The sequence below is a fragment of the Nocardia gamkensis NBRC 108242 genome, assembly GCF_001612985.1.
GTDB lineage: Bacteria > Actinomycetota > Actinomycetes > Mycobacteriales > Mycobacteriaceae > Nocardia > Nocardia gamkensis.
Genome location: NZ_BDBM01000023.1, coordinates 31,083 through 52,883, shown reverse-complemented (window position 1 = coordinate 52,883; position 21,801 = coordinate 31,083). Strand labels below are relative to the sequence as shown.

Here is a 21,801-nt window from a genome sequence, read left to right as displayed (position 1 = left end):
CGGGCTTTCCGGTGTCGTCTACGGGCGCTCGAACTCGCCTTCGGCAATGCCTGTGCTGAATGCGTCCCACTCGTGCGGAGCGAAGACCAGTGCCGGGCCGGTCGGGTTCTTGCTATCACGCACGCCGACCATGCCGCCGTCGAGATGCGCAACCTCTACACAATCATTGCCGCCGCCGCTGTGGCTGCTCTTGTACCACCTAGCGCCAGTAAGATCAGCCTTCACTGCTCGTACTCCCTAGCCATCCGCCGAAGCATCTGTTTGCTGTCTGCCGGGGACAACGCTACCCGTTGCAGGGTTTGAAATGTGTTCCGATATTGGGTGACCGCCTCGACCATGTCGTAGTACATGTTGCCCCGGTATCCCTCCACGTACACCGTAGGCGGCTCGCCAGTCGCTCGGTCGAAGTCGAGCACGACAAAAGGCCCGCAAGCGACTCCCAGCGGGAATCCCCGTGAGAACGGCAGTATTTGCACCGTCACGTTGGCGGGCAAGTCCGCGAGATGACGCATTGCCCCCGACATGACATCAGGATTGCCGACAACTCGGCGGAGCACGTTCTCATCGAGCAGCAGGTCGGCGTCGATCGGGTTGCGTCGTCTGGTGATGACCCGTTGCCTTTTCAGCCGCACGCTCACGCGCTGGTCGAGGTCTTCTATCGAGGCGTCGGGGAAGTACAGCATGTCGAGCATCCGCGCATAGTCCGGCGTCTGAAACAGGCCGGAGATGATGTCGGGCCGATAGACGGTCAGCTTCGACGCCGATGCCTCCAGGCTCACGTACAGCTCGAAGTCCGCGCGAATCGCATGGCCGTACTCGTTCCACCACAAGCCGTCCTCGCCGTCACCGCTCGCGGCCACTTTCGCCAGCTCCAGCAGTGCGTCCAGCATGTCCAGCCGGTCGTAGATCTGGCAGAGCGCCTGGATATCGAGCATTCGGACGCGGTTGGCCTCGCCCCTCTCCAGGCGCTGGAGCGTGCCCGCGCCTCGTTCGATCAGCCGGGCGGCGTCTTGGATGGAGAGCCCCGCTTCGAGCCTGATTTCGCGGAGACGCCTGCCCAGCTGACGGCGCGGGATGGTGCTCGGAATCTTCCCCATGTGGTTGTGTCCCCCGGTTCGTGGATGGCATCTGGTCGATTTCATGGATGGTCTGTCGAGTGATGCTGGGTGACATTGTGCCGCCAGCGCGGACGGGTTGCTGGGGGAATGGACGAATTCCGATGGCGCGTCCAAATGGTCCGTCCACTTGCGCGTTTCGGGTGTCTACTGGTGCCGCGCCCGGAACCGGGAAAGCCCTTCGCAATTGACCTGTGCGAGTGAGGCATCCGGCGCGGTTCAGGAGCGACCGTTGCCGGGTGGTGCGCCCAGACCTCGGTTCCGGGGCGCACCCACTATTCATCCGATACGAGCAGAGGTCTTGATGGGCCACATAGCGTTTGGGGACACGCCGCTGTCTCGATGCCACTACTACCGGAACGTGTGTGACCTACCCGCGACGGTCGACCCGCCTCATGTGGGCCGGATCGTGGCCCGTTGCGGGTCGGTGTGGGCGATCACCATGCCCGCTGTGCTGGGGCAGGCGGTGAAGGTGTGGATGCAGAACCAGGGGTACAAGCTCGGTCCGATCCTGTCGCATCCACGGTCGAAAAGGTGGACGTTCATCATCCGGCCGGACCTGCCGGATGAGATTCCGTTGTTCGCTGAGATGTTTCGGTTGGATGTGTCCATTGCGCGTGAGGGCGGAACGATCGGCCTACCCAGCCCCGCTGACGTCGGGACGAAGTTCCGCGCGTGGATAGTGCGCCCCGACAGCCACGTTCGTCCTTCTGGTCACGTGATCGTGGAAGCTATCCGCGCGGTCCGAGCCGAGAAGACCGCGCGGCGTCGGCGGGTGATGACGTATGCCTGATGGTGTACCCGCTGGTCGACCTGTGTTGACGCTGCTACAGGGCGGCAGGTCCGGCGGATATGGCGCCCGGGTGGGTTTAGCTGAGTTCTATAGACGTTGGGGGCACTACAATCCGGCGTGGCCTGTGTCGAGCCGGAAAGCGGCCGTTCAAGCGCTCATGATGCATGAGGATTGCGACCCGTTGGAGTGCTCGACGCGGGTAGCGGCCGTGATCGTTTCGGGTGACGACTACCGGTATTTTCGGGATCGGGGCATGTGATGGCATCCCCGCTGCCGGACGAACCTGACGTGCACCTGATAGTGCAGCTGCGCGGCTACCAGTTGCACTACGCGGCATGTCTCACTGCGGCCTTGATCTTCGTCCAGGACGAAGGTGTACGCCGCCACACGGACGGCGTGCATGTGAGCGGTGGCGTCCCCGACCGCTTGCCGAGGTTGCCGGGGGAGCGGCTGTATGTCGAGCGATGATGCGACAGCCATCTCCGCTTGCCCTTGTGACCGTGCAGGCGCGAGACTGACCTGTTCGGACCATCACGTAAAGGAGTGGCCGTGGGGAATGACGAGCAGATGATGATGGACCTCGGTGTGGAGATCGAGGTGGACGAAGATCTGGTGCGGCAGCGGCGGGAGTGGGCGGAGTGGATCGCGCCGCAATGCATGGAATCGCAGATACGGAAATTTCTTACCGAAACGCTTCCGGATGTACACCCGGAGTTGTCGCTGTGTCCGTGGTGGGAGCCGCCCTTGCTGTATCGGATCTGCGATCAACTGCCCGAGGTTTTCCCTGATACGGAAACGCTCGTCGCTACCGAAAACCAAGATGCGGCTGATCAATTGATCCGTTTCCTCGGAGAATTGTTCGTTCGCTGCGCTGGTGCCGGGTGGATCAATATTCCGGGAAACGGCTCGGTCCTGTATGACCGGATCGGCCCGTCGCTGCATTTCGGATATACCGATATCGTGGTGAATCCGGTGTATCTGGCGGTAACGGTCGCCGACGACGGCTTGTTTGCGGTGGTGACGGGCGAACTTGCCGAACACGTTCGGGAGTGGACAGCCGCCGGAAAGCCGCCCGCGCCCCACGCTGCGGCTTGACCGCCTGCCGCCCGACGTTTCATTTGACAACTACACCTCACGGGGGGGTGGCGGAGTCATGTCCGACGACGCCGACAAGCGTGCCGAACGATTGCGGCAGGACGCCCAGCGTGCCGCGCGATTGCGGCAGGACGCGGCCGACCGTCAACGCGGCAGAAATAACAACACCAGGGGTGAATATTTCCATCGGGGAATGGCTCAGATCCGTGGCGAGACCCGAGAAAGCGGATGGGTTCGGGAACATCGGGAAGACTTGCCTGGCAGTAAGTATGTGAAGCTCGATCAGGCGCGCGTTCTCGGCGGCGAGAAAGAATTCTCCGAATACAAGAGCGGCCGGGTCGACGGCAAGGCACGCGACCAGCTCGCCGCACACCGGTACCTCCTGGAGAAAGGTATATACCAATCCGGGCGGTGGGTGACCGTCAAGGGAGAATTGATCGCACCGGAAATCCGTACTCTGATCGAGGAAATGGCACGCGATCTCAAGGATAAGTTCCAGCATGTCGAAGTATCGAGAGAAATGGCGGTGCGGGCCATCGGCCTGGGCGAGACGCTGACTCCGGGAAAGACGATGGAACTGCCGGGGGTGGGCGATAAGGCGCGGGCGCAACAGCACGCCATCGAGAGAACCGAGAACCGGGCCAGGGACACTGCCAACCGGTTCAGGGAAATAGAACGATTCCGTAACGCAGCCGTTCGCGGGAGGGCCGAGGCAGGCCAACGAGCCAGGGAGGCCGCCGAACGCGCGCAGGTCGAACGGGCAGCTGCCGATCGGGTAGCGCTGGAATTCCCGGTGCCAAGTCAGCTCCAGGAACGGGAAGCCGCCGACACTCGGGAACGGGCGGCCCGAGAGGCGGCCGACGCTGCCAGCCCGGAGCGTGCAGCAGCCGACGCCCGCACGGCGGAGGAGAAAGCGCGCGAAGAAGCCCGAATTGCCCGCGAGGCGGCCGACAACAAGGAACGCGCGGAAGAACTGGCGCGATTGCAAGCCCAAGGAGTTCGCCCGGAAGTGGTGAAGCTTCTCGGGCTCGGGCAAGCGCAGCCACCGTCAGCCGCAGTGCGGGAGCCGCCTGGTCATGCACCGGGCGTTCTGCGTGGGGGTACTGGACAAGGGCAAGAACGCAGCCGGGGAATCACCCGTGACCGGTGATTGAAGGCCGGATTCGCCTTTTCACAACGGCGTTCGCATCAGCAGAACGTTGTACTGGGTGTGCTGGGTGACCAGGAAGTAGAGATCGCGGCCGGTCTGGTAAGGGAAGATCATGGGTGCGTAGGCGGTGGGAAGGGAACGGGCGTCGATGAGGACGCGGGGTTCGCTCCACGGCCCTTCGGGAGCGGGCGCGGTGCGCAGGACGACGCTGTTGGCCGGGTCGGTGGTCAGCATGACGTACTGACCGAGGTATTCGTTCCACATCACCGAGAGTTCGGCGACGCCACCGACGATCGGGGCCGCGGTCTTGGCGTCGGTGGGCTTCCACTCCTTGCCGTCCCAGTATTCGTAGGCATCGATATTCGCGATGTCGGATTCCTTCGCGCGAGAGACGAATCCGGGATTGTTGCGTCCCGCGGGTGTGCCGTAGCGGTAGACGTAGCCGCCCGCTTTCAGGAAGGCGTTCTGCTGGAAGTTCTCGTGGCCGTCGACGTTGGCGCGGCGCGTGTGGGTGAGCTGCGTCCAGGTGCTGCCGCCGTCACCGGAGGAGGCCAGGGTGGAGAAGTTGGTGTGCCACTTCCCGTGATCACCCCATTCGCGCACCGACATCATGCTCATGTACTGCACTCCGCCCACCGAGATGCCCGCCGTGGGGATGAGGCTGATCTCGATGCCGGGAATCTTCGGGCTGGGCAACGGGTTCGGGACCACATCGTCGAAGACGATGCCCGCGGCAGGGTCGTGTGTGGAGCTGCGGAACAGCACGTTGCTGGTCCAGGCCCAGATGCTGCCCGCGAGGAGGTTGGGTACGCCGATGCCGGCGCTGTCGCCGAAGGCGGTGATCATCCGGCCGTTGCCGTCGTCCCACATGATGCCGAGGTCGGTGCCGAGCACGTTGACGCTCTGCGTGCGATTCGGGCTGTCCATGCCGGTCACCTGATACACAGCTTTGGTCGGTCCGGGCAGCTCGGGCAGGCCGTGAATGCCGTTGAGCGCCGGGATGGGGATGACGTTGTTCGGGTCGGCTCCGGCGGGCGCGGCCACGGCCAGCGCGAGGATCGCGGCGAGGGCGCCGGTTCGGGCGAGGGCGGACAGCGATCGGGTCATGCTGGGTCATTCTGCCCGCCGGCCGCCCCGCTGTCGCCTACATCGCCGCGTGTGCTTCGCGCGTTCGGCCGATCGTCACCAGCCGGTAGAGCCACCACGGCCGTTCCGGGAGTTCGGGGCTGTAGACCCGCATGCTCATCGAGCGGATCCGGCGCGTGGCGAGGTCACGCACCTGCAAGCTGCGGCGGGGGATGTCCGCGGCGCGCACTTCGGTGGTCCACATGCGGTCCCAATCGGGGGAGCGGCGGCAGCGTTCGGCGATCTGCTCCACGCGCTCGCGCGGGGCGAGCGGGGAAAGGATGCGGAAGGCGTCGACGAGCAGGTGCGCCTCCACGGCCCACTCCACCATCACCCGCCGAGCCGCCGCGTCGAGGAACATCCACTCCAGTACGTTTCCCCGGGCGACCGCCCCCGGGAAGGCGCGTTCGTAGGCGGAGTTGGCCTCCACCAGATCCTGCGTCGGCATCCGCTGGTAACAGGCCGGGTCGGGGAGGCTGTGCAGGTCGGCACGGTCGTCCGGAGTCGGCGCGTCGGGACCGGGGCCGTAGGCGGCCGTGAAAAAGCTCGGCAAGGTCAGCACGACGATGTGCTTGCGGTACCAGATCGGCACCTCGAGCGCGTCGAACAACTGCTGGAGCAAGGCGTGATCCGGTGCCACCGAACCTGTTTCGACCTGCTCCAGCACCGCTTCGGTAAGGCCGGCGCGCTGGGCGAGATGGGCGGGCGGGAGCCCCGCGGCGAGGCGTCGTTCGCGCAGATAAGCGCCGATGCCAGTTGCGTTGCGCGTCACCTCGGGCACCTCTGCCGACAATTCTCGTGTCGAACCGTGTGAAGAGGGAGGTTCCTGCTGCCCCCCGGGAGCACGCAATCTACCGGAGAGGATCGGCGTCGAGCGGTGATCGAACGTCACGAAACGACAAATCTAGACGACGACGGCCCGGAGATGATCTCCGGGCCGTCGTGCCGCATCGCAGAGCGTCAGAATGCGGCTTCGTCCAGCTCCATGATGTCGTTGTCCAGGTTGGACAGCACCGCGCGGGTGGCGGTCAGCTCCGGCAGGACGTTGCGGGCGAAGAACTGCGCGACCGCGATCTTGCCGTTGTAGAACGCCTCGTCCGCGCCGGTCGCGCCGTTGTCGAGGGCCGCGATGGCGACCTCGGCCTGACGCAGCAGCTGCCAGCCGATCAGCAGGTCGCCGACGGAGAGCAGGAAGCGCACCGAACCGAGGCCGACCTTGTACAGCTCGCTCGGCTGCTCCTGGGCCCCCATCAGGTGGCCGGTGAGCGTCGCGGCCATGGCCTGCACGTCCTCCAGCGCGGTGGCCAGCAGCTTGCGCTCGCCCTTCAGGCGGCCGTTGCCGGCCTCGGCGTCGATGAACTTCTGCACCTGACCGGCCACGTGGGCCAGTGCGACGCCACGATCGCGGGCGATCTTGCGGAAGAAGAAGTCCTGCGCCTGGATGGCGGTGGTGCCTTCGTAGAGCGAGTCGATCTTCGCGTCGCGGATGTACTGCTCGATCGGGTAGTCCTGCAGGAAGCCGGAACCACCGAGGGTCTGCAGCGACTCGGTCAGGTACTGGTAGGCCCGCTCCGAGCCGACGCCCTTGACGATCGGCAGCAGCAGGTCGTTGACCCGAGCGGCCAGATCCGCGTCGGCGCCGGAAACCAGCTGGGCCACATCGGCGTTCTGGTGGGCGGCGGTGTAGAGGTACACCGCGCGCAGGCCCTCGGCGTACGCCTTCTGGGTGGCCAGCGAGCGACGGACGTCCGGGTGGTGGGTGATGGACACGCGGGGCGCGGCCTTGTCGGTCATCTTGGTCAGGTCGGCGCCCTGGACCCGCTCCTTGGCGTAGTCCCGCGCGTTCAGGTAACCGGTCGACAGGGTCGCGATGGCCTTGGTGCCCACCATCATCCGAGCGTGCTCGATGACCTCGAACATCTGCGCGATGCCGTTGTGCACCTCGCCGACCAGCCAACCCTTGGCCGGGATGCCGTGGCCGCCGAAGGTGACCTCACAGGTGGCCGAGACCTTCAGGCCCATCTTGTGCTCGACATTGGTGACGAAGACGCCGTTGCGCTCGCCCAGCTCGCCGGTCTCGTGATCGAAGTGGAACTTCGGCACGAAGAACAGCGACAGGCCCTTGGTGCCCGGCCCGGCGCCCTCGGGGCGGGCCAGCACCAGGTGCATGATGTTCGGGAACAGGTCGTCGGAGTCGGCGGAGGTGATGAACCGCTTGACGCCCTCGATGTGCCAGGTGCCGTCTTCCTGCTTGATCGCCTTGGTCCGGCCCGCGCCGACGTCGGAACCGGCGTCGGGCTCGGTCAGCACCATGGTGGCGCCCCAGCCCTGCTCGGCGGCGATCTTCGCCCAGCCCTTCTGCTCTTCGGTGGCGTTGTTGTAGAAGATGTTCGCGAAGCCGGGGCCCGCGGCGTACATGAAGGCGGCGGGCTGCGCGCCCAGGATCAGCTCGGCGACGGCCCAGTAGGCCGCGCGCGGGATCGGCAGGCCGCCCAGCTCCTCGGCGATGCCCAGCCGGTCCCAGCCGCCGTCCTGCAGGGTGCGGTAACTCTTCTTGAAGGACTCGGGCAGCGCGACGGTGTGGGTCGCGGGATCGAAGACCGGCGGGTTGCGGTCGGCGTCGGCGAACGATTCACCGAGTGGACCCTCGGCCAGGCGACGCACCTCGTTGAGCATCTCCTTCACGGTGTCCGTGTCGAGATCGCCGTAGGCGCCGCTGTCCAGGATCGACCCGAGGCCGAGGACCTCGAAGAGGTTGAACTCCAGGTCCCGGACGTTGCTCTTGTAGTGACCCATTGTCAGTACTCACTCTCCGTTGAGTTGGTGCGGTCGGTATGGTTGCCGTTCCCGCCCGTTGTTCGCTCCACCGGGGTAGTCGTGCCGGTTTTCCGCATGCTACTCGCGGGTAACTTATGTGCCATATTACCGGCCGGTAATGAATGCGCAAAGAGCTGAGCAGGCAATGTGACGAGTTTTACAGTGTTTGATGGCCGCGACTTCGTCGCGGCGTGTTCGCGGCCCCCTTATGGCTCGCGTTTGCGCGACCGCCGCTTGCTCCTTCGTCGCCTACGCGACGGCCGCGCAAACGCGAGCCGGGCCGCGAACGGCGCATGCTCGGTCTCGCTTCGCTCGAAACCGGGAGTTGAGGTGCGCCGGGCGCGTGCGCATTAGAAGGAAGGATTCGGTGCGCGTGACATGGGTGGCGAGACCAAGTGCACCACGTCCGGCCCCCCGGTCGACGCTCCGCCTAGCCCATTCCAGCTTCAAGCACACTCATGCATGCCCCGTTAACGGCAACTCCACAGCCGACCGTGGCCCCTCCCCAACGGACCGGCCCACAGATCCGGCGGCTGGATCGGTGTCCTCGTCCCCATTCGTGGCCTACGAGATGTCCGCCGCCAGCAGTAACGAGGCGGTGCACATCTCTCGACTCTCGGGGGCTGCCCAGGCTGTGCTTATGGTTCGCCGCGCGCCCGCGCCGCTGCGCTGTGGGCTTTCCGCATTCGGGCGATGCCGAGCCGTCCGGTGGTTTGTGATTCCGCCACCGATGGTGCCGTTGCTTCGGTGCGGGGAGACGCGTGCCGGTCCTGGTCGTGCTGGGCGGCTCACGGGAGGGCTCTCGGGTTCCGGCCGGAGGGCATGGCAGTGCGCAGGACTGTGCGGCGGTCGGGGCGGGCGCGGGGAGTGACGCCGTAGCCTCCCTGGTGTCGAGGAACCGGCGGGGCAGAATGAGCACGATGCTGATCGAGACGAGTGCCGGGCCGGCCGAGGTCGAGCTCGAACAGCCGCGCAGGCCCGCGTTCCTGCTGCTGCTCACGCATGGGGCGGGCGGTGGGGTGGAGGCTAAGGATCTGCTCGCGGTGCGGGATGCCGCGCTGCGGCTGGGGGGTGGGGTCGCGCGGGTGGTGCAGCCGTATCGGGTCGCTGGGCGACGGGCGCCGGGGTCGGCGGTCAAGCAGGACGAGGCTTGGCTCGAGGTCGTCGCTCGGTTGCGTGGTCGCAAACGCATTCCGCTGATCCAAGGTGGGCGGAGCAACGGGGCGCGGGTCGCCTGTAGGACGGCGATCGCGGCGCGGGCCCGCGGCGTGCTCGCGTTGTCGTTCCCGCTGCATCCGCCCGGCAAACCGGAGAACTCGCGCCGGGACGAGCTGCTCGCGCCGGGTGACATCGAAGTGGTGGTCGTCAACGGCGCCAACGATCCGTTCGGGATACCCGATCCCGCCGACGCCGCCGAAGTCCGCGTGATCCCGGGCCAGCCGCACGCCTTCCGCGCGGGCTTCGACCTGATCGCCGAGACCGTGACCCCCTGGCTGGAGCGCTGGTCCTGAACCCCTAGTCGGCCGGCCGGGTGGCGATGACCAGGGCGTCGATGGCGTCGCCGGTCTCGGTCGGCCGGTAGACGCGGTCGGCGATGCGCACCCGAATTCGCCCTGCCGCCGCCATGGGACCGAGGTCGGCGACGATGTCGTCGGGCGTGAAGAGGATGGAAGGGTCCTGCGGACCACCGCAGCCGTCGGTGATGTTGGTGGTGTCGTGGCCGAGCACGAGCAGGGTGCCTTCCGGAGCCAGCAGGCCGGCCGCCTTGCGGACCAGCGCGCCGCGCTGCTCGGCGGGCAAGTGCAGGAAGACCATCAAGACCAGCTCGAACGGCCCGGTGATCTCCGCCTCGTCCAGGTCGGTGACGTCGGCGCACTGCCAGCTGATGCGGTGGCGCACCGAGCGGGACAGGCGCGAGGCCACGGTGCGGCCTTTGTCGATGCCAACCTGGGAGTAGTCGACGGCATGCACCTGCCAGCCGTGCGTGGCGAGCCAGAGGGCGTTGCGCCCCTCACCGCACGCCAGATCGAGGGCACGGGGGAACTCCGGCGCCTCCCCCTCGGGTGTGGCGGCCTGGAGCGGTGCACGGCGTTCCAACCCGTAGACGTGTTCCACCACGGTGTTGTTCGGCGGTGCGCCCCAGACCAATTCCGTTTGCGCGTAGCGCTCATCCCAGTCGGCCGCATCCATATTCCGAGTCTATTGACCGCGCGGCCCGCGCCCCCGAGGGTTGCTCGAGTCAGTCCGATACCTGCGAGAGCCAATGCACCGGCGTGGTCTCGCGCACGTGGATCAGCACGTCGAACGCGGCGGCGAGCGAGGAGAGCCGGATGTTCGCGGTGGCGTCGGCGGCCGGGTCGTAGACGCCGCTGATGGTGCGCAGCTTCACCGGGCCGGTCAGCCAGTCACGCACCGGTTCCGGCGCGGCGGCGCCCAGGTCCAGGTAGTAGGCGGGCAGCTCTACCTCGCCCAGTGCGGCATCGACCAGGTCCGGCGACGGGTCGGGTGCCACCGCCATACCGAGGTCGCCGTGATGGAACCCGATACCGACGGACACGTATCCGTCCCCCAGGTGATCACGCAAATGGCTTCCGGCACCGCGGAACTCGGCCGTGTCGTAGACGATCGGAAGGCTGGTCGTGTGCGCGAGCCCGTCCCAGTAGACGATCTTGGCACCGGTCGAGCGCTGCCGACGCAGCACCGTCTCGGCCGAGGGCCGTTCGTCCCGGGCGAATCCTTGACTCGCGACGCTGGACCGGTGGAAGTCGAGGATCAGACGGGCATGGGCGAGTGCGGTGGCGCGCTCGTTCGTGTCCGGCAACCCGGCCAGCAGCGCGAGGGCGTCTTCGGCGTGTTCGGCGAACGGGCGGCCGGGGTGGATGCCCTGGTGGCGCTGAACGTGCTCATCGACCTGATGGGCGGTGCGGATCGGCGCGAGTTGCGCCTCGATCGCGGCGAACCGGTCTGGAGCCGCACGGCGCACGTAGTCGAGCACCGCGTCGTAGTCGCTCGGCTCGGCGCGGGGCGGTTCGACGCCGAAGATCCGCACCGGGTCTTCCGGATGCGCCAGGTTCCACGCGCGGATCCAGCGCAGTGCGGCCACCGATTCCTCGGTTCGCCACGGGCGCCAGGCGTCGGCGAGCACCGTTTCCGGATCGCCGTCGCCCGCGGTGACGAACCGGTCCCAGCGCGCGCCGGAACGCGCGCTGTCCTGAATCGCCAACGCGCGGAAGCCATGCCGTTCGACGAGTCCGCGGAACAACCGCTCACGCACACCGAAGGTCTGCCGGGAGAACCGCGTGGACTCGCCCAGTCCCACCACCGTGGCGGCGCCGAGCCGAGCGATCAGAGCGTCGAGGTCCGAACCGGAGGAGCTGGGGTCGGAGCTATCGATCGCGACGGCGTTGTCGCGCAGCCAAGCGCGGACGTCGACGGTGGTGCTGAGCATGATGCCTCCCGGAAATGTGAACGATCCAACGCGAAGCAGCCTCATACATGAACCATTGTTGAGGTCAAGCCCCGCGCCGGATCGCCGGTCCGCGAGCTACAGCGTCGTGCGCATCAGTACGACGTTGTACTGGCTGTGCACCGTCGTCAGGAAGTACAGATCGCGCCCGGTCTGGTATGGGAAGATCGCGGGTGCGTACGCGGTGGGCAATTCGCGCGTATCGATCAGCACTTCGGGATCGCTCCACGGGCCGGCCGGTGCGGGCGCGCGCCGCATCACCACGGAGTTGAATTGATCGGTGGTGAGCGAGATGTACTGCCCGAGATAGGCGTTGTACATCACCGAGAGTTCGCCGACACCCCACATGATCGGCGCGGCGGCGTCCACGTCGTTCTTTCGCCAGGCGCCGCCGTCCCAATATTCGTATTCGGCGAGGTTCCCGATGTCCTGCGCGTGTACGCGAGCGACGTGAGCGGTGTGATTGCGCCCGGATCGGGTGCCGTATTCGTAGATGTATCCGCCGTCGGCGAGGAAGGCGTTCATCTGGAAGTTGGCGTTTCCGCCCTCGTTGTTGCGCCGCGTTTCCGGCAGTTCGGCCCAGTTCTCGCCGTTGTCCCCGGAGGTGGCGAGGCCGGAGAAATTGGTGCTCCACTGACCGACGTCGTCCCAGGTCCGCACCGACATCAGGCTCATGTACTGCACGCCGTTGACCGAGATGCCCGCGGTGGGGATCCGGCTGATCTCCAGGAACGGGATCTTCGGGCTCGGGATCAGATCGCGGGCCTGGCCGAAGATATCGCGTACCGCGCTGTCGAAGAAGATGCCGTCGGCCGGATTCGCGGTGTGGCTGCGCAGCAGGATATTGCTGCGCCAGGCCCACATGCTGCCCGCGAGCAGATTCGGGAAGCCGACGCCGGCGGTGTCGCCGAACGCGGTGAGCATTTCACCGTGTCCGTTGTCCCACATGATGCCGAGATCGGTGCCGAGGACGTTATAGGTCTGGGTGTTGTTCGGGCTGGCCATGCCGGTCACCTGAAACACCGCTTTGGTGCGGCCGAGCAGGTTCGGCAATCCGGTCGTGCCGTTGAGTACCGGAATCGGATTGATGGCGTTCGGGTTGGCGATGGCGGGGGTGGTCGCCGTGAAGAGCAGGGCCGAGACACCCGCCAGCGCCGAGAGTAGGAAGGATGCGGTCTTGATCACTGTCTGTGAGCCCTCCGGTTTCTTCCCGAGAGCGGTGCGAACCATGGACGTCCCGCGATACACAGACCCTTCGCAGCGTGCCGCGCACCACTAGTCGACTGGCTGGCAAATCGTGCAAATGGTAGCAGCGGAACCAGTCGGCCGGGCGCTTCTAGCGAATTTACAGCTATCTACCGAGCGCTTTGCGGAGGATCAGGGGGAGTTGGGCCGCGCGCTCGACACCAAAGGTTCGCCGGGGGGATGCTTGCCACGACTTGTCGAACAGCCGCTTGGCGGAGGCGACCGCATGCGGTGACCGCGTCGCGATCCGGTCGGCCAGTTTCTCGGCCTCCGCGACCGGGTCCGCGGTCAGCTCGGTGACCAAGCCGATCTCGGCGGCGTAGGCGGCGTCCACGGTGTCCGCGGTCATCGTGAGCAGGAGGGCTTTGTCGATGCCGATCAGTCTGGACAGCGTTGCCGCCCCGGTCATGTCCGGGACCAGGCCGTGCTTGGTCTCCATGACGGAGAACTCGGCGTCGGGGGTGGCGAAACGGACGTCCGCGGCGAGCGCGAGCTGGAGTCCGCCGCCGAAGCAGCGCCCCTGCACCGCGGCGATCACCGGCACGGGCAGGCGGCGCCAAGCCCAGCACGCCTCTTGGAAGGCGTTGGTGCCGCGCCAAGGCAGCGGAACGAAGTTGCGGATGATTGCCAGTGGATCGCTATTGGCCGCCGCGATGTCCAGGCCGCTGCTGAAACTGGGGCCGTTCCCGGACAGGATTACCGCCCGAATCTCACTGCGACGGGCCACCAGCTTCGCGCTGGCAACCAGTTCGCGAAGCATGGCTATGGTCAGGCCGTTGTGCTTGTCCGGCCGATCGAGCGTGACGTACGCGCGGTGGTCGTCGAACCGCACTGCGATGTTGCTGCCCATCCTCCGATCTTACTCACCGGTCAGTTGTTGCCGCCCGCGCTGTTGCCCGCGCGCTCGGGCTCTGTTCTAATCGGACTCGAATTACCGTCAATGTTGACGGTTATGGAGCGGAGGACGCATGCTGCCAGCCGGAATGGACCCGAGGACGCCGGTGCTCGTCGGCGCCGGGCAGGCCGTACACCGACCGGGTGAGCCGGGTCTGCCCGGCCCGGTCGAACTCGCCGCCGAGTCCCTGCGCCGCGCGGGCGCCGACAGCGGAGTCGGTGACCGTTTGCTGCGGTCGGCCGACTTGATCGCCGCCGTCGCCCCGGTCAGCCGCCCCTACGGCGATCTGGGCGCGCTCGTCGCCGCCGATCTCGGCGCCACTCCGAGGCGGACCGTGCAGTCGGTGCGGTTCGGCGGCGACGCACCGCAGCGGCTGCTCAACACGGTCGCGCAGGCCATCGCCGACGGCCGCTCGGACGTCGCGCTGCTCACCGGGTCCGAAGCGGTGTACTCCGGGAACGCGGCCAGCCGCGCCGGCACGGCGGTGGACTGGCCGGAGCAGCCGGAGGACGTGGGTCCCGACGAGGTCATCGGCTCCGATCGCGGGCCGAACTCGGATATGGAAACCGCCGCGGGCCTGTGGGGTCCGGTGTACTTCTACGCGCTCATGGAGACGGCGCTACGCCACCGCCTCGGGTCGAGTGAAGCCGCGCACCGCGAGCGGATCGGCGCATTGTGGTCGCGGCTGTCGGAGATCGCGGCGCGCAATCCGTACGCGTGGCAGCCCACTGCGCATGCCGCCGCCGACCTGGTGACGCCCGCGCCCGCCAACCGGATGGTGTCGACGCCGTACCCGAAGCTGATGATCGCGAATCTCACCGTCGATCTGGGCGCCGGGCTCATCCTGTGCAGCGCGGCGGCGGCCGACGCCGCCGGTGTGCCCCGGGACCGGTGGGTGTTCCCGCACGCGGGCGCCACCGCGACCGACGAGTGGTTCGTCTCCGAGCGCGCGGACATGTCCCGCTCACCCGCCATCGCCGCGGCGGGGAAAGCGGCGCTGGGTGCGGCCGGGATCGGGATCGACGATGTCGCGCACATCGACCTCTACTCCTGTTTCCCGGTCGCGGTGCAGATCGCCGCCGAGGAGCTCGGCCTGCCGATCGACGATCCGTCCCGGCCGCTGTCGGTCACCGGCGGTCTCACCTTCGCGGGCGGGCCGGGCAACAACTACACGACGCATTCGATCGCGACGCTGTCCGGCATGCTGCGCGCGGACCCGGGAGCCTACGGCTTGGCGACGGCACTCGGCTGGTACAGCACCAAGCACGGCGTCGGCGTCTATTCGGGCAGGCCGCCCGAGCGGCTGTTCCGTGCGATCGAGGCCGAGGTGCCTGCGGCGCGGCGCGAACCGGCGCCCGGGTACACCGGTCCCGCCTCGGTCGAGGCGTACACCGTCGCCTATCGCAAGGGCCCGGCGCCGGACCGCGCCGACGAGCCGGAAGCCGTTGTGGTGAGCGCACTGACACCCGAGGGGACCCGCATACTGGTCCGGGCGTCGGATGCCGACACCCTCGCGGCGTTCACCGCGGGCGATCCGCTCGGCGCGGACGCCGAGATCGCCGCGGACACCTTCACCCTGCTCACCGAGAGGAGCGCCCGATGACGGATCCCGTCCTTATCGAGCGGCGCGACGCGATCACCGTGCTGACGGTCAACCGTCCCGAAGCCCGCAACGCGATCAACCTGGCCGCCGCGCAGGCCATCGAGGCCGCCGTCGACGAGTTCGAAGCCGACGACGCCGCGCGCGTGCTCGTGCTCACCGGAGCGGGCGGAACCTTCAGCGCCGGAATGGATCTCGTCGCCGCATCGAAAGGCGAGATGCCGATGACGCAACGTCGCGGTCCGCTCGGCATCACGGCGAAGCCCCCGGCCAAGCCGATGATCGCCGCGGTCGAAGGCTTCGCGCTGGCGGGTGGTTTCGAGCTGGCGCTCGCGGGCGATCTGATCGTCGCCGCGCGCGACGCGCAGTTCGGCATCCCCGAGGTCAAGCGCGGTCTGGTGGCCGCGGGCGGTGGCGTGCTTCGCCTGACCCAGCGGCTGCCGCGCAGCACCGCCGCCGAACTCGCGCTCACCGGCGGCCGTATCGGCGCCGAGCGGCTCCACCAGCTCGGTTTGGTCAATCGGGTCACCGAGCCGGGGGCGGCGCTGTCGGTCGCGCTCGAGCTCGCGGCCGAGATCGCCGCCGCCGCTCCGCTCGCGGTGGCCGCGAGCAAGCGCATCATCGACGAGTCGCCGGATTGGACGGTCGCCGAGGCGTTCGCGAAGCAGGGCGAGATCGCCCTGCCCGCACTGTTGTCCAAGGACGCCGCCGAGGGGGCGCTGGCGTTCGCGCAGAAGCGCGAGCCGCAGTGGCAGGGCCGCTGACGGGCGCGGGACACGTCCGGCAGCCGCAGGCGCAGCGCAGGGAGCGCATGCGCACGCGGCTGCTGGACGCGGCGGTGGAGAGCCTGGTCGAGGTCGGTTACGCGGGCACCACCACGCTCGAGGTGCAGAAACGGGCGGATGTGCCGCGGGGGACGTTGCAGCATTACTTCCCCACCCGGGCCGACCTGCTCGCCGGTGCCGTGGAGCACGTCGCGCGGCGTCGATTCGACCAGCTGACAAGCGAATTCGAGGCCATTCCGGATGGCGCGGACCGGCTGGAGACGGCCGTCGAGTTGACCATGCGGATGCTCAGCGGCCCGTCGTTCTGGGCGGCGCTGGAGATGTGGGTCGGCGCGCGGACCGATCCGGAACTGCGAGCGGCGTTCCTGCCGCTGGAGGTCCGCCTGTTCGAACTGATGCACACCAGCATCCGCGACAGCTTCCGGCGCGAATTCCCGGACGATCCCCGGGTTCCGACGATCACCGAGTTCACCATCGAGATCATGACCGGCCAGGCCTTGCGGGTGCTGCTCACCGGCGACCTGTCCCGCAACCGGCTGCTCCGGCACCGATGGGGGAACGCCGTGCGCGTCCTGCTCGGCACGGCGGCCGCGGACACGTTGCTCGATCCGCCCGCGGACTGAACCGGGGCCGGACGCCTACCGCACGCGGGTGATCGTCTCGAGCAAGACCTGTGCGCAGCCGGCCGGGTCGTCGAAGAACGGCGTGTGCCCACTGCCGTGCAGCGTGACGTGCTCGGCGTTCGGCAGCACGCCGCGCGCCTTGCGGCTCTGCGTCGCGTAGGTGAGCAGGATGTCGCGGCTGCCCCAGGCGATCGTCACCGGAATGTCGGCGAGCGCGCCGATTTCGGGCAGCCGGACGTCGGTGAACGAGGCGAGCGCCTCGTCGAATCCGGCCGAGTCCGCCGCGCCGAGCGCGGTCTCCAGCGCCACCTTCGCATCCAGCGCCCATGGCTTGCCGAAGACCAGCGAGAGGAACACGGTCCGGCCCGCGGCGGTGCTCAGCACGGACGGCAGCGCGGGACGCAGCCGGCGCGCGAGTGCCCGTGACTTGCCCAGCGACTGCTGGCACCACACCCGGCCCGCGGTGTCCCAGAACCCGATCGGCGAATAGGCGGTCACCGACCGAGCCAGCCCGCCGGCGCCCAGTTCCAGCGTGATCAGCCCGCCCATCGAATTGCCCGCGAGATGCGGGCGATCGATCCCCTGCGCGGCGAGGAACTCGGCGAGCGCCTCGGTCAGGTTGGGCACCGTGGTGTGCGCGAGCGGGTGCGTCGATCCGCCGAAGCCGGGCAGGTCGACCGCGATGACCTCGTACGACGCGGCCAGTGTGTCGATGATCGGCTCCCACACCTGCCACCGGCTCCCGACGCCGTGTACCAGCACGAGTGGTTCACCCGCGCCGACGCGATGATGGTGCAAGGTCGTCATGCGCCAACACTAACAGCAGTCACCTGTCCTCAGATGGGATGTCGCGCGCGATCATCAGGGCTGGTCCGCGCACCGCGGTGCCGGTACGATAATTGGTATGGCAACGCGTAAGGTCACCCTTTCGCTGGACGAAGCCGCCTGGTCATTCGCGGAACAGGCGGCGGCTCGGGCGGGAATGTCGCCGTCGGCTTGGATTTCGAAAGCCGCGCGACGGGAGGCCGTGCGCACCGGTGTCGGTCCGGTATCGGATGTGACCGCCGAGGCCGCCGCGGACGCGGCCGAGCTGGCGGCCGCGGAGGAGGAGATGCGTGCGTCGGGGTGAACTGTGGATCTACAACCCGCATGGTTCGCCGCGCCGCCGAACGGTCGTGCTCATCAGCAGTGACGGCATCAACGAATCGCCGCGTCCCTGGCTGATCGCGGCCGAGGTGATCGAGGACGATCCGCAGGACATCCTCGCGGTTCCGGTCAAGGAACACGGCTGGGTGCATGCCGGGAACATCGGGCGGATCTTCCGCGGTTGGCTGGCCGAGCGGGTGGACGCGGTGGACAGCGACACCCTGGAGCGACTCGACACCGCGTTGCGTGCGGCGATGGACCTCTGAGATCTCGCACGTAGCCCGTTGGACGGCAACGTATCCCGTATTCGCCGTGGCAGACGACTACCGCTGGACGCCGCACGGCATTATGGTGGCCACGCCACCGACAGTGGTCAGTCGAGGAAGAGGAGTCAGGTGCGGATCTGCATGATCGCCGCGGCGCTGATCGCGCTGCCGGTGCTCGCGGCATGCGGCAGCGACAAGGACACGGCGGCGCCCACGGTGACGCAGGCCGATCTGTCCAAGTCGTTGCAGGACAAGGGCCTCAAGAACAAGCAGCTGGCCGATTGCGCCGCGAAGGTGTTCGTCGATCAGGGGATTTCGCAGGACGGACTGCGAATCATGATCAGCGACGAGTACGACACCAAGGCTCCCGACCAGGAAACGCTGGGGATGAGCAAGGAAGACGCGGACAAGGCGCGCTCCGCCAGCGGTCGCATCGCGAGCGAGTGCATGTCGGCGGCCCAACCGCGCTGATCATCGACGGTCGGAGACAGTTGTCACGGTGGGGCGGATGCTTCGCGTAGCGATGCGGTAGGGCAGACCGTACGCTGTCGCTACGTCGGCGAGGGTGTCGACCAGAAGCCGAGGATCCGACCGTGTCACAGCCGCCTTTTCCGACCTCGCCGACTTCGCTTGGATCGCCGGTCATCACCCCGTCCGGTCGCTGGTTCGCGCTGGGTGGCGCGCTGATCGCCCTCGGCGTCATCGGCGGGATCGCCCTCGGTGCTTTCGGTTTCCTGCAGACCTCGGGACGCATCGATGACTTCCAGCGGGTCGGGGTGCCCGGCTCCGGTGTGGTGAACCTCGCGGAGTCCGGCGGGTACACCGTGTACTTCGAGTACCCGGGGGCGTCGTCCGAGGGCGCCTCCGGCACAGTGAATCTGCGGGTGCTCGACCCGCACGGCAAGCATGTGGAGCTGCGGAAGTACGACGCGAGCATCACCTATTCCTTCGGCAGCCATGAGGGGCGGGCCGGATTCTCCTTCGAGGCCGCCGAGCCGGGCGGCTATCGGGTGACCACGGCCGGTAGTTCCGAAGTGACGGTTGCCATCGGCCAAGGCCTCGGCTCTTCCTTCGTCGGCACGCTGCTCGGCGCGCTCGCGCTCGGTTTCGGTGGGGTGGCGCTCGGCGTGCTCGTGATCGTGGTGATGGCCGTCAAGCGAAGTGCGAGCAAGCGCAATGCCGCTGTGGGAGGGCTCGGGTACTGAGCGCTCGGGTCGCCGCACCGCGGTTCGTGGCCTACAGCGCGACCGTCAGTTCGATGTGCGCGGCCGACCCCGCCTCCAGTCCCTCCGCGACGCGCACCGCTTTCTTCATGGGCAGGACATAGGTCGCCCGTGACTTGTCCGGGAACAGCGAAGTAGACCACCGGGTGCCGCCGACCACCACGTGCACTCGCACCGCGCCGAACCCGCCGGAGCGATGTGCGTAGCGCTCCTCGATCTCATCGGCCACGTCCTCGGGTAGCGACACGAAATGCCAGGCGGCATCGCCCGGTAATTCCCATACTTCCGCCGTGAACGAGTACCGCGAACCAGCCACGCCGCGACTGTAACGGCGGGCACCGACAAGGTTTCGCATCGACCGCGCGGCGGTTCCTACTGCCTGGGCTTGCATCTACGTATATGTCTACTTATAGTTAGGCCAGCACGTGTACGTATACATCTACTTATATCTATGGGCGGCTCGAACCGCCCCACGACGAAGGAGGCGGATGACATGGGCATCTCGGATCTCACCTCGAAGTTGGTCGGCGACATCGGCGACAAGCGGCGGTGGCGGCAGTACAAGACGCGGGCGGGGCAGCTTCCCGCGGGTTATCGCACAGCGGTCGATGGTTTCGAGCGGTATCTGATGTACACCGGATCGGGAGGCGGCGTTTCGATGTTCGAGGACCTCGCCGAGCTGTTCGAGCGGAGCGCGGCCGACGGATCCCCGATACGCGAGGTCGTCGGGGCGGACCCAGTGGCCTTCATCGAGACGTTCGCGCGGAACTACCAGGAAGATTCGTGGATCAACCGGGAACGGGCACGGTTGAACAGCGCCATCGAGCGCGCCGCCGGAGAAGGAAAGTAGGGGCGTTCGATGACGACACAGCAAGCTCCGGCGATCCATGTGCGGGGTCTGGAGAAGTCCTACAACAAACTGGAGGTGCTGCGCGGCGTCGATTTCGAAGTCGAGCGGGGCAGCATCTTCGCCCTGCTCGGCTCCAACGGAGCCGGCAAGACCACTGTGGTGAAAATCCTGTCCACGCTGCTCAAAGCCGACGCGGGCACAGCCAGGGTCAACGGCTTCGACGTCGCCACGCAACCGGGCGACGTGCGGGAGTCCATCAGCCTCACAGGGCAGTTCGCCGCCGTCGACGAGATCCTCAGCGGGCGGGAGAATCTCGTGCTCATCGCCAAGTTGCGGCACCTGAAGAACGCGGAAACGGTGGCAGACGACCTGCTCGAGCGTTTCTCGCTGACCGACGCGGCCACACGGAAGGTGTCGACGTACTCCGGTGGCATGCGCCGCCGCCTCGACATCGCCATGAGTCTCATCGGGAATCCGCCGGTCATCTTCCTCGACGAGCCGACCACCGGGCTCGACCCTCAGGCGCGCATCGAGGTGTGGCGGGCGGTGCAGGAACTCGCCGAGCACGGCACGACAGTGCTGCTCACGACGCAATATCTGGACGAGGCCGAACAACTCGCCGATCGGATCGCGATCCTGCACAAGGGCCGGATCATCGTCAACGGCACCCTCGCCGAGCTCGAGCAGCTCCTCCCGCCCGCCGAGGTCGAATACGTCGAGAAGAAGCCGAGCCTGGAAGACGTCTTCTTCGCCCTGGTCGGTGACGAAAGCGACGAGGGCGCTCCAGATAGTGACCGCAGCGCGGTACGGACGAAGTAAGGAACAACGATGACCACGCATTTCTTCGCCGACACCACGCTGCTGCTGGGACGATCCCTGCGCCACATCACCCGCAGCGTGGACACCATCATCACGACCACGATCATGCCGATCGCATTCATGCTGCTGTTCGTCTACGTCTTCGGCGGCGCGATCGACTCGGGGTCGGACTCCTACGTGCAGTACCTGCTGCCCGGAATCCTGCTCATCACCATCGCTTCGGGCATCTCCTACACCGCGTTCCGGCTCTTCCTGGATATGAAGAGCGGCATCTTCGAGCGATTCCAATCCATGCCCATCGCCCGATCGTCGGTCCTGTGGGCGCACGTGCTGACCTCGCTGGTCGCCAACGTGATCTCGCTTGTGGTGGTCGTGCTCGTCGCCCTGCTCATGGGCTTCCGCTCAGGGGCCGGAATATCGGCCTGGCTCGCGGTCGCGGGCATCCTGATCCTGTTCACCCTCGCGCTGACCTGGATCGCGGTCATCCCCGGTCTGTCCGCGAAGACCCCGGACGGCGCGAGTGCCTTCTCCTACCCCCTGATCTTCCTGCCCTTCATCAGCTCGGCCTTCGTACCCACCGACACCATGCCCGGCCCGCTGCGAGCCTTCGCCGAACACCAGCCGGTGACCTCCATCATCGACGCCATTCGTAACCTGTTCACGCAGCAACCCGTCGGCACCGACATCTGGATCGCCCTCGCCTGGTGCGTCGGCATCCTCATCGTCGCCTACCTCTTCGCCATGAACGCCTACCGCCGCAAGATCTCCTGAGCGGCATCGGCCGAGCC

26 protein-coding genes are annotated in these 21,801 nt (G+C 67.1%); 15 read left to right on the top strand and 11 right to left on the bottom strand.

Annotated features, from left to right (window positions below; translation table 11 throughout):
- Window positions 1–18: 18 nt before the first annotated feature.
- Window positions 19–225 carry a DUF397 domain-containing protein gene (locus NG1_RS20055; protein ID WP_062973012.1) on the bottom strand — a complete coding sequence of 69 codons (207 nt, stop codon included), beginning with the start codon at window positions 223–225 and terminating at the stop codon, window positions 19–21.
- Window positions 222–1,097 carry a helix-turn-helix domain-containing protein gene (locus tag NG1_RS20050; protein ID WP_062973010.1) on the bottom strand — a complete coding sequence of 292 codons (876 nt, stop codon included), beginning with the start codon at window positions 1,095–1,097 and terminating at the stop codon, window positions 222–224. The genes NG1_RS20055 and NG1_RS20050 overlap by 4 nt, the downstream gene beginning before the upstream one ends.
- 460 nt (window positions 1,098–1,557) lie before the next feature.
- On the opposite strand from NG1_RS20050, the gene NG1_RS20045 reads away from it, so the two are divergent.
- From NG1_RS20045 to NG1_RS36785, 4 genes are all read left to right on the top strand, one after another.
- Window positions 1,558–1,908, top strand: a complete 351-nt coding sequence (locus NG1_RS20045; protein ID WP_245659965.1) for a hypothetical protein — start codon at window positions 1,558–1,560, stop codon at window positions 1,906–1,908.
- Between the two features lie 258 nt (window positions 1,909–2,166).
- Complete coding sequence (locus NG1_RS20040) at window positions 2,167–2,376, top strand: hypothetical protein (RefSeq protein WP_062973006.1); 210 nt, start codon at window positions 2,167–2,169, stop codon at window positions 2,374–2,376.
- 81 nt (window positions 2,377–2,457) lie between these two features.
- A complete protein-coding gene (locus tag NG1_RS20035) occupies window positions 2,458–3,003 on the top strand; it encodes a hypothetical protein (RefSeq protein ID WP_157114135.1) in 546 nt (181 codons plus the stop codon).
- 58 nt (window positions 3,004–3,061) lie between these two features.
- A complete protein-coding gene (locus NG1_RS36785; RefSeq protein ID WP_157114134.1) occupies window positions 3,062–4,153 on the top strand; it encodes a hypothetical protein in 1,092 nt (363 codons plus the stop codon).
- 21 nt (window positions 4,154–4,174) lie between these two features.
- On the opposite strand, the gene NG1_RS20025 is transcribed toward NG1_RS36785, so the two are convergent.
- The 3 genes from NG1_RS20025 to NG1_RS20015 all read right to left on the bottom strand — a co-directional run bounded on the left by NG1_RS20025 (window position 4,175) and on the right by NG1_RS20015 (window position 8,074).
- Window positions 4,175–5,260, bottom strand: a complete 1,086-nt coding sequence (locus NG1_RS20025; RefSeq protein WP_062973002.1) for a glycoside hydrolase family 183 protein — start codon at window positions 5,258–5,260, stop codon at window positions 4,175–4,177.
- Window positions 5,261–5,297: 37 nt separating this feature from the next.
- Entirely contained in the window at window positions 5,298–6,050 is a 753-nt protein-coding gene (locus NG1_RS20020; protein ID WP_062973129.1) for a helix-turn-helix domain-containing protein, read from the bottom strand.
- Window positions 6,051–6,238: 188 nt separating this feature from the next.
- On the bottom strand, window positions 6,239–8,074 hold the full coding sequence (locus tag NG1_RS20015) for an acyl-CoA dehydrogenase (RefSeq protein ID WP_062972999.1): 1,836 nt from the start codon (window positions 8,072–8,074) through the stop codon (window positions 6,239–6,241).
- A gap of 941 nt (window positions 8,075–9,015) precedes the next feature.
- On the opposite strand from NG1_RS20015, the gene NG1_RS20010 reads away from it, so the two are divergent.
- Complete coding sequence (locus NG1_RS20010) at window positions 9,016–9,606, top strand: alpha/beta hydrolase family protein (protein WP_062973127.1); 591 nt, start codon at window positions 9,016–9,018, stop codon at window positions 9,604–9,606.
- Between the two features lie 4 nt (window positions 9,607–9,610).
- On the opposite strand, the gene NG1_RS20005 is transcribed toward NG1_RS20010, so the two are convergent.
- The 4 genes from NG1_RS20005 to NG1_RS19990 form a co-directional block, all read right to left on the bottom strand.
- The gene (locus NG1_RS20005; protein WP_062972997.1) at window positions 9,611–10,285 is read right to left on the bottom strand and encodes a class I SAM-dependent methyltransferase; all 675 of its coding nucleotides are present in this window, start codon (window positions 10,283–10,285) and stop codon (window positions 9,611–9,613) included.
- A gap of 49 nt (window positions 10,286–10,334) precedes the next feature.
- Window positions 10,335–11,543 (bottom strand): erythromycin esterase family protein, encoded by a 1,209-nt coding sequence (locus tag NG1_RS20000; RefSeq protein ID WP_062972994.1) that lies wholly within the window; start codon window positions 11,541–11,543, stop codon window positions 10,335–10,337.
- Window positions 11,544–11,639: 96 nt separating this feature from the next.
- Window positions 11,640–12,746: a glycoside hydrolase family 183 protein gene (locus NG1_RS19995; RefSeq protein ID WP_062972992.1), complete on the bottom strand. Its 1,107-nt coding sequence runs from the start codon at window positions 12,744–12,746 to the stop codon at window positions 11,640–11,642.
- Window positions 12,747–12,912: 166 nt separating this feature from the next.
- On the bottom strand, window positions 12,913–13,656 hold the full coding sequence (locus NG1_RS19990) for a crotonase/enoyl-CoA hydratase family protein (protein ID WP_062972990.1): 744 nt from the start codon (window positions 13,654–13,656) through the stop codon (window positions 12,913–12,915).
- A 118-nt stretch (window positions 13,657–13,774) separates the two neighbouring features.
- On the opposite strand from NG1_RS19990, the gene NG1_RS19985 reads away from it, so the two are divergent.
- From NG1_RS19985 to NG1_RS19975, 3 genes are read left to right on the top strand one after another with little or no spacing between them, the layout of a single operon-like run.
- Window positions 13,775–15,304 (top strand): acetyl-CoA acetyltransferase, encoded by a 1,530-nt coding sequence (locus tag NG1_RS19985; RefSeq protein ID WP_062972988.1) that lies wholly within the window; start codon window positions 13,775–13,777, stop codon window positions 15,302–15,304.
- Window positions 15,301–16,065, top strand: a complete 765-nt coding sequence (locus NG1_RS19980; RefSeq protein ID WP_062972986.1) for a crotonase/enoyl-CoA hydratase family protein — start codon at window positions 15,301–15,303, stop codon at window positions 16,063–16,065. Before NG1_RS19985 ends, NG1_RS19980 begins: the two co-directional genes overlap by 4 nt.
- Window positions 16,050–16,709, top strand: coding sequence for a TetR/AcrR family transcriptional regulator (locus NG1_RS19975; RefSeq protein WP_062972984.1), 660 nt, complete (start codon window positions 16,050–16,052; stop codon window positions 16,707–16,709). The genes NG1_RS19980 and NG1_RS19975 overlap by 16 nt, the downstream gene beginning before the upstream one ends.
- Window positions 16,710–16,724: 15 nt before the next feature.
- Here the strand turns inward: NG1_RS19975 and NG1_RS19970 are convergent, their stop codons facing one another.
- The gene (locus NG1_RS19970) at window positions 16,725–17,516 is read right to left on the bottom strand and encodes an alpha/beta fold hydrolase (RefSeq protein ID WP_062972982.1); all 792 of its coding nucleotides are present in this window, start codon (window positions 17,514–17,516) and stop codon (window positions 16,725–16,727) included.
- 97 nt (window positions 17,517–17,613) lie between these two features.
- Here NG1_RS19970 and NG1_RS19965 point away from each other — a divergent pair, with 97 nt between their 5' ends.
- The 4 genes from NG1_RS19965 to NG1_RS19950 all read left to right on the top strand — a co-directional run bounded on the left by NG1_RS19965 (window position 17,614) and on the right by NG1_RS19950 (window position 19,326).
- Window positions 17,614–17,838, top strand: coding sequence for a hypothetical protein (locus tag NG1_RS19965; protein ID WP_040870818.1), 225 nt, complete (start codon window positions 17,614–17,616; stop codon window positions 17,836–17,838).
- Window positions 17,825–18,121 (top strand): hypothetical protein, encoded by a 297-nt coding sequence (locus NG1_RS19960; RefSeq protein WP_040870817.1) that lies wholly within the window; start codon window positions 17,825–17,827, stop codon window positions 18,119–18,121. Before NG1_RS19965 ends, NG1_RS19960 begins: the two co-directional genes overlap by 14 nt.
- Before the next feature lie 141 nt (window positions 18,122–18,262).
- Entirely contained in the window at window positions 18,263–18,592 is a 330-nt protein-coding gene (locus NG1_RS19955; protein WP_210750312.1) for a hypothetical protein, read from the top strand.
- A 122-nt stretch (window positions 18,593–18,714) separates the two neighbouring features.
- Entirely contained in the window at window positions 18,715–19,326 is a 612-nt protein-coding gene (locus NG1_RS19950; RefSeq protein ID WP_062972978.1) for a hypothetical protein, read from the top strand.
- Between the two features lie 31 nt (window positions 19,327–19,357).
- Here NG1_RS19950 and NG1_RS19945 read toward each other — a convergent pair whose 3' ends face one another.
- Window positions 19,358–19,660, bottom strand: a complete 303-nt coding sequence (locus NG1_RS19945; protein WP_063052760.1) for a DUF1905 domain-containing protein — start codon at window positions 19,658–19,660, stop codon at window positions 19,358–19,360.
- A gap of 177 nt (window positions 19,661–19,837) precedes the next feature.
- On the opposite strand from NG1_RS19945, the gene NG1_RS19940 reads away from it, so the two are divergent.
- Genes NG1_RS19940 through NG1_RS19930 form a run of 3 tightly spaced genes read left to right on the top strand, consistent with a single transcriptional unit; the run spans window position 19,838 to window position 21,784 of the window.
- The gene (locus NG1_RS19940) at window positions 19,838–20,194 is read left to right on the top strand and encodes a DUF1048 domain-containing protein (RefSeq protein WP_040870810.1); all 357 of its coding nucleotides are present in this window, start codon (window positions 19,838–19,840) and stop codon (window positions 20,192–20,194) included.
- Between the two features lie 9 nt (window positions 20,195–20,203).
- Window positions 20,204–21,013: an ABC transporter ATP-binding protein gene (locus tag NG1_RS19935; RefSeq protein ID WP_062972974.1), complete on the top strand. Its 810-nt coding sequence runs from the start codon at window positions 20,204–20,206 to the stop codon at window positions 21,011–21,013.
- 9 nt (window positions 21,014–21,022) lie between these two features.
- Window positions 21,023–21,784 carry an ABC transporter permease gene (locus NG1_RS19930; protein ID WP_062972972.1) on the top strand — a complete coding sequence of 254 codons (762 nt, stop codon included), beginning with the start codon at window positions 21,023–21,025 and terminating at the stop codon, window positions 21,782–21,784.
- Window positions 21,785–21,801: the final 17 nt, after the last annotated feature.

Coding starts and splice junctions, on each gene's coding strand:
- NG1_RS19935 (WP_062972974.1), top strand. CDS start 20,204: ATGACGACACAGCAAGCTCCGGCGATCCATGTGCGGGGTCTGGAGAAG.
- NG1_RS20045 (WP_245659965.1), top strand. CDS start 1,558: ATGCCCGCTGTGCTGGGGCAGGCGGTGAAGGTGTGGATGCAGAACCAG.
- NG1_RS19930 (WP_062972972.1), top strand. CDS start 21,023: ATGACCACGCATTTCTTCGCCGACACCACGCTGCTGCTGGGACGATCC.
- NG1_RS20005 (WP_062972997.1), bottom strand. CDS start 10,285: ATGGATGCGGCCGACTGGGATGAGCGCTACGCGCAAACGGAATTGGTC.
- NG1_RS19985 (WP_062972988.1), top strand. CDS start 13,775: ATGCTGCCAGCCGGAATGGACCCGAGGACGCCGGTGCTCGTCGGCGCC.
- NG1_RS19990 (WP_062972990.1), bottom strand. CDS start 13,656: ATGGGCAGCAACATCGCAGTGCGGTTCGACGACCACCGCGCGTACGTC.
- NG1_RS19965 (WP_040870818.1), top strand. CDS start 17,614: ATGGCAACGCGTAAGGTCACCCTTTCGCTGGACGAAGCCGCCTGGTCA.
- NG1_RS20025 (WP_062973002.1), bottom strand. CDS start 5,260: ATGACCCGATCGCTGTCCGCCCTCGCCCGAACCGGCGCCCTCGCCGCG.
- NG1_RS19980 (WP_062972986.1), top strand. CDS start 15,301: ATGACGGATCCCGTCCTTATCGAGCGGCGCGACGCGATCACCGTGCTG.
- NG1_RS20040 (WP_062973006.1), top strand. CDS start 2,167: ATGGCATCCCCGCTGCCGGACGAACCTGACGTGCACCTGATAGTGCAG.
- NG1_RS20010 (WP_062973127.1), top strand. CDS start 9,016: ATGCTGATCGAGACGAGTGCCGGGCCGGCCGAGGTCGAGCTCGAACAG.
- NG1_RS20000 (WP_062972994.1), bottom strand. CDS start 11,543: ATGCTCAGCACCACCGTCGACGTCCGCGCTTGGCTGCGCGACAACGCC.
- NG1_RS19940 (WP_040870810.1), top strand. CDS start 19,838: ATGGGCATCTCGGATCTCACCTCGAAGTTGGTCGGCGACATCGGCGAC.
- NG1_RS19955 (WP_210750312.1), top strand. CDS start 18,263: ATGATCGCCGCGGCGCTGATCGCGCTGCCGGTGCTCGCGGCATGCGGC.
- NG1_RS19970 (WP_062972982.1), bottom strand. CDS start 17,516: ATGACGACCTTGCACCATCATCGCGTCGGCGCGGGTGAACCACTCGTG.
- NG1_RS20015 (WP_062972999.1), bottom strand. CDS start 8,074: ATGGGTCACTACAAGAGCAACGTCCGGGACCTGGAGTTCAACCTCTTC.
- NG1_RS36785 (WP_157114134.1), top strand. CDS start 3,062: ATGTCCGACGACGCCGACAAGCGTGCCGAACGATTGCGGCAGGACGCC.
- NG1_RS20050 (WP_062973010.1), bottom strand. CDS start 1,097: ATGGGGAAGATTCCGAGCACCATCCCGCGCCGTCAGCTGGGCAGGCGT.